This window comes from Megamonas rupellensis DSM 19944, assembly GCF_000378365.1.
GTDB lineage: Bacteria > Bacillota > Negativicutes > Selenomonadales > Selenomonadaceae > Megamonas > Megamonas funiformis.
The window spans coordinates 22,761-28,889 of the sequence record NZ_KB899589.1 but is presented as its reverse complement, the minus strand read 5'-3'; the positions used below and the strand labels follow the sequence as shown (position 1 = coordinate 28,889).

Sequence of the window (6,129 nt, the reverse complement as noted above, 5' to 3'; positions counted from 1 at the left end):
TTTATATTCAATAACTTTTTGCTTAAAGATAGGAGTATATTTACGATTTTTATGAAGAAGTTGTGGGATGCCACCATTTTCATAATGAAATATCCATCTGCAAAGAGAAGCTGTGTTTGGCATGTTTAGAATTTTAGCTACATGAGAAATAGAATCTCCTTTTAAAACCATTTTAATTGCTTTAACTTTAAATTCATTTGAGTATTTAGTCATAAAAAAACTGCACCTCCAAAAGTTGTTTTTTGTCCAACTTTTGGGGTGCAGTTCATTAAAGCTTGTCTTTTTACTATTTTTATATAAAAGGAGTGTATTTGTATGTATTTAAAGCATATGATTTATGAAAATATCGGTCCTATAGATAGAATAGATATAAAACCCTCTTTTGATGAAAAAAATGAACCCATTCCTATGATTATTGTGGGAGAAAACGGAACAGGAAAATCTATCCTTCTTTCAAATATTGTTGATTCCTTATATGAACTTGCTGCTAAATATTATACAAATGCTTGCATATCTGAATATTTTGGACATCAATATTATAAAATAATATCTCCACAACAAATAAAAATTGATAAAACTTATATGTATTCTTATTTAAAATATGAAGAATATGAAAATAATACACTAAAGCCTATTGAATATATTTTTAAATCTGGTAATTATTCTTTAGATGATTTATTTAAAAAAAATAATATACAAAATCAATTTCTTTGGAATGCTAATAATTTAAATAATGATTTTAAAGAGGTCATGTTCAATCTAAATAATGTACAAGATATATTTACAAACAATGTAATTTGTTATTTTGGACCAAATAGATATGAAGCTCCACATTGGATGGGAGAACAATATTATTTAATGCAAGAATATGAGCATTTAACTATTATGAATAAATCAAATGCTAAATTAATAACCCCTATAACAGTTAAAAATGTTACAAAAGAAACATTACAATGGTTATTAGATGTAATTGCTGATTCTAAAATAGATCCTATTATATTTCAATCTATACAAAATAATTCATCTAATCTTAATGACGCACTTCAAAAACTTTCCTCATTTCATCAAAATCTACAAGTTATATATACAACTAGATATCACTTAGAAGAAATTATGAGTATTATACTAGGACAACCTATTTTCTTTGATTTAAATTATCGTAATACATCTGCTTCTAGATTTAATATTAAAAATAGAAAAACTCAAAAACCCATTGTCGAAACCTTAGATTCTTTATCCACAGGACAACTAGCATTATTTAATATTTTTGCTACAATAATTAGATATGCTGATATAAACGATATGTCTAAAAGCATTGATATATCCAAAATAACTGGAATAGTTATTATAGACGAAATAGAACTTCATTTACATTCATCTTTACAAAAAAATGTATTACCTAAATTAATTAAAATTTTTCCTAAGGTTCAATTTATAATAACTACACATTCTCCATTATTTTTATTAGGCATGGAAGAAGCATTTTCTTCTGACAAATACGATATTTATCAAATGCCACGTGGAGAAAAAATATCTGTAGAGCGTTTTTCTGAATTCAATAAAGCATTTCAATTTTATTCTCAAACTAATAAATATCATGATGAAATAAAAAAAGCCATATCTAAAACAAAAAAAGCATTAGTTATTACAGAAGGCTCTACTGATTGGAAACATTTAAAAGCTGCTTTCAATAATTTAAAATCTAACACTCAATATTCATCTCTCTTTGATAATTTAGATTTTGATTTTCTAGAATATCAACCTAGTGATTTTAATATGGGAGCTGACACTTTAGCTTCCATGTGTGAAAATTTTTCTAGAATAAAACAAGAAAGAAAACTTATCTTTATAGCAGATAGAGATATAGAGAAAATAAATAAAAAATTATCATCAGAAAATCATGAATATAAAAATTGGGGAAACAATGTATTTTCTTTCATTTTGCCGTTACCAGATTTTAGAAAAGATACGCCTAATATATGTATTGAACATTTATATACAGATAAAGAAATAAAAACCGAAATGATTTGTGATGATGGAATTACTCGTAGGCTTTATATGGGCAATGAATTCAATAAACATGCTCATACAAAAGACAACAAATATTGTACAAATAGAAATGCTTGTGGACCTGATAAAATATCCATTATAGAAGGTTCTTCTAAAGATAACGTTCTTAATCCAAATGATGATAATAGCCCAAATTATGCTTTACCTAAATCAAAATTTGCTGATTATATTTTAAACCGACAAAAACCTTTTGATAATTTTAACTTTGATAATTTCCTTCCTATTTTTAAAATTATTAAACAAATTTTAGACGAACCTTTAATATAAAATAAATAATACCTAACTGTTTCCCGCATTTTAGCATCATTTTACGGTAGCTATCAGCTATTGGCAAAGATAAAAATATAGCTACGGTTTTAGTTCTACTGTTTGAGCTTTGCGAGTTTAGAACATTGTTGATATATTTTTATCTTTGACAAAGTAAAAAGTGCGTGAGCGGGTGATTTCTTTGGTTCGTTTCTTTATCACTAAAGAAATGAACAATTATATTATTATTGCATTTTCTCTTTTTCCCTTTCATAATTATAATTAATAAGACTTCTACGAGGTAATAATTATGGACGGACAAAATATTTTTTATCATTATACATCAATCAATTCACTTTACAATATCATCATGAGCCGTGAGCTTTGGCTGACCAATCTAAAATCTTCTAACGATAAATCAGAAAGATATTATACTGTAAATCATATGCTCAAAGATATGGACGAAATTATAAATAATTCCACTGATGATAATTTCAAGCAGTATCTATCATTATTGAAAAAAAGTTTTGAAACCCATATGCCTGACTTAAAAAATTATCTCAAAAAAAGTGATGGTTATTCGCTAAGTTTAACCGATAAAAAAGATAATCTCTCACATTGGGAAAGATATGCTTCTAGTTATAGTGGTGTTTGTATCGGTATCAATATGGATAAACTCAATGTAAATTTCAAAGATTATTCCCATTTTTCCATAACAGAACTAGAAAAAATTCTTTATAGCGATGCTGAAATCTTAGATAAATTATCCCATATCTGTGCTTGTTTTTACGATTTATTTGAAGAACAAATCCGCAATTATAATGACCCTTTTCAAAAATATATCGAACAATATGGCTTTATTGTTTTAGTTATTGCCTATAATAAAGTCATGAACTTTGCTAAAAATAATTATTTTGCTGATGAACATGAATTTCGTCTGCTTTTTTATCCTAAAACTCTATCTATGAAAAAAGATTTTTTGAGCATGAGCCGTAATATTATCTTGCCTGCTACGCTCAAACCTTTGCATGACAAATTCCATTCACTATTGCGAATGTCTTCCATTGAACAGACGCATTTTTCTTTATTTAAAAATGAAATTCGCAGTTATCATAAATTATGTTTAGCCGATATTTGGGACAGTGAACTAATTCCTGAAATCACTCTCGGTGCTATGTGTAGACAAAATAAACAGGAATTAAATCATTTTCTCAAGGCTAATGGCTTGAAAAAAACAAAGATAACTATTTCTAAAATCCCTATTAGATGATTTAGCTAATTAATTTTTATAGAAGGTGTTAATATGATTTCTATTGATTTAGGTGATATTACTATTCTTGATTGTGATGCAATCGTCAATGCTGCGAATAAAACGCTCCTCGGCGGTGGTGGAGTCGACGGTGCTATCCATCGCCGTGCAGGTCATGAGCTACTAGCAGAATGTCGCACTCTTGGTGGCTGTGAAACTGGCGAAGCTAAAATCACTAAAGGCTATAATTTAAAAGCAAAATATGTAATTCATACTGTAGGGCCAATTTATTCTACTCAAAAAAATCAAGCTTCTCTACTTGCCAATTGCTATAAAAATTCTTTAGATTTAGCTTTGAAACACGATATTCATAGTATCGCCTTTCCTGCTATCTCCACTGGTGTATATCATTATCCACTAGAAGAAGCGACAAAAATTGCTATTTCTACAGTCAAAACATGGCTAGATATGCACAAAGATTATAAACTTGATATTATTTTCTCTTGTTTTGATGAAAAAACTTATAATATGTATCAACAATATCTTGAAGCTTAAAACTACATTTTTATATCATATTTTATTAAAATTTTGCTAGGAATTAGTATTTTGCTAATTCCTTTTTTATTTTTCACCTAAATTTTATTGCTAGTCTTAAAATCTAGTGATAAACTATTCTTTGTATTTTTTATCAGCTTTATCATATTTATGAAGTTCATAAAAAATTTATCATTTGTATTTTCTTTATAAAGGAGGTATTTTATCATCTAAGAAAAATTATAGCTATTACATATTTTTTAATCGTTTTTCACTTAACAATTTAATATTTAACTAAAGGAGAATTACTGTTGATTGCATTAAAAGAAGCTTATAACGCTGGTTTATTCAAATCTGAACATTTAGGAAAAAATATCTCCGCAGGTATCGTAGTCGGTATCGTTGCTATGCCTCTTGCTATGGCATTTGCTATCGCTAGTGGCGTATCTCCTGCACAAGGTATTTATACTGCTATTATTTCCGCATTTTTCGTTTCTATCTTTGGTGGCTCTCGTGTGCAGATTGCAGGCCCTACAGGTGCATTTATCGTTTTACTCAGTGGCATTTTGATGCAATATGGTCTAGCAGGTCTACAAATCGCCACTATCATGGCTGGTATTATTTTAGTTCTGATGTCTATCGCCAAACTCGGTGATGTCATTCGCTTTATTCCTGCTCCTGTTATCGTTGGCTTTACTGCTGGTATCGGTGTTACTATTTGGGTTGGTCAATGGCAATCCTTCTTTGGTTTTCCGCCAATCGCTCACGCTGAAATGTTCCACGAAAAACTTTATTTGATGATTTTATCTTTGCCACAAAGCCATATGCCTACACTCATGATTAGTTTAATCAGCCTTGCTATTATCCTAATCATGCCTAAAATTCCTATTGCTAAAAAACTTCCAGCACCACTTTGGGCAATGATTGTAGCTACTTGTATCCAATCTTATTACCAATTCCCTGGAGTCGCTACTATCGGCACTGCTTTTGGTGGTATTCCTCAAGGCTTACCAAGTCTTACACTTCCTGAAATATCTATTTCTGATGTGTTTGCTTTGATTGGCCCAGCTTTCACTATTGCTATGCTCGGTGCTATTGAATCATTATTATCCGCCGTTGTTGCTGATGGTATGACAGGTCATCAACACAATTCTAACCAAGAATTATTCGGTCAAGGTCTTGCAAATATCGTTTGTCCTCTCTTTGGTGGTATCGCTGCTACTGGTGCTATTGCTCGTACTGCTACAAATATTCGTCAAGGTGGTACAAGTCCACTTGCAGGTTTAGTTCACTGCGTATTTTTAGTATTAGTATTATTCTTCTTAGCTCCACTTGCTGCTAATATTCCACTTGCCTCTATGGCTGCGATTTTATTCGTCGTATCCTACAATATGAGTGATGTACCGAATTTTATTCGCCTTATCCGTGTTGCACCTCGTGCAGACTCCCTTATTTTGCTCATCACATTCTTTTTGACTATCTTCACTGATTTAGTAGTTGCTGTAAACGTTGGTGTCGTACTTGCTATTTTACAATTCATGCGTAAAATGGTATTTTCTGTTGATGTCCATGCTATTCATCATACAGAAATTGAACCACAGTTCCAAAAAGAATTAGAACATCACCCTGAAATGCTCGTTTATACTATTGAAGGGCCACTCTTTTTCGGTGCTGTAAGTGCCTTTGAGCGTTCCCTTGCCCATATCGATAAAGATCCAAAATCTTTGATTTTACGCTTTGAAAGCGTGCCATTCGTAGATTTAAGCGGTCTTAAAATGCTCAATGAAATCGTTAAACATCTTCAAAAACGTGGTATTGAAGTATATCTTTGCGAAGCTAATCCACAAGTTCGCCGTCATATGTATCGTGCTGGATTATTCCGCACATTAGGCAGAAAACATCTTTGGCGTAAATTCTCTACAGCTCTTGAAAAATGTGAAGCTGATTTAGCCGAAAAAAATAAACACAAAGAAAAATAATTTTTTTACTTATATTTAATAATAAATACAAAAATACCTCATAATATTAGA

At 30.4% G+C, this 6,129-nt stretch carries 4 protein-coding genes and 1 pseudogene; 4 read left to right on the top strand and 1 reads right to left on the bottom strand.

The window, feature by feature from the left end; genetic code table 11:
* Positions 1 to 213: pseudogene (locus F553_RS0108750) on the bottom strand (hypothetical protein); the annotation flags it as partial.
* A gap of 102 nt (positions 214 to 315) precedes the next feature.
* Between F553_RS0108750 and F553_RS0108745 the strand changes: the two are divergent.
* From F553_RS0108745 to F553_RS0108730, 4 genes are all read left to right on the top strand, one after another.
* The gene (locus F553_RS0108745) at positions 316 to 2,337 is read left to right on the top strand and encodes an AAA family ATPase (protein ID WP_018999801.1); all 2,022 of its coding nucleotides are present in this window, start codon (positions 316 to 318) and stop codon (positions 2,335 to 2,337) included.
* 289 nt (positions 2,338 to 2,626) lie between these two features.
* Positions 2,627 to 3,586 (top strand): DUF2971 domain-containing protein, encoded by a 960-nt coding sequence (locus tag F553_RS0108740; protein WP_018999800.1) that lies wholly within the window; start codon positions 2,627 to 2,629, stop codon positions 3,584 to 3,586.
* A gap of 33 nt (positions 3,587 to 3,619) precedes the next feature.
* Positions 3,620 to 4,120, top strand: coding sequence for an O-acetyl-ADP-ribose deacetylase (locus F553_RS0108735; RefSeq protein WP_018999799.1), 501 nt, complete (start codon positions 3,620 to 3,622; stop codon positions 4,118 to 4,120).
* A 290-nt stretch (positions 4,121 to 4,410) separates the two neighbouring features.
* Positions 4,411 to 6,078: a SulP family inorganic anion transporter gene (locus F553_RS0108730; protein ID WP_018999798.1), complete on the top strand. Its 1,668-nt coding sequence runs from the start codon at positions 4,411 to 4,413 to the stop codon at positions 6,076 to 6,078.
* Positions 6,079 to 6,129: the final 51 nt, after the last annotated feature.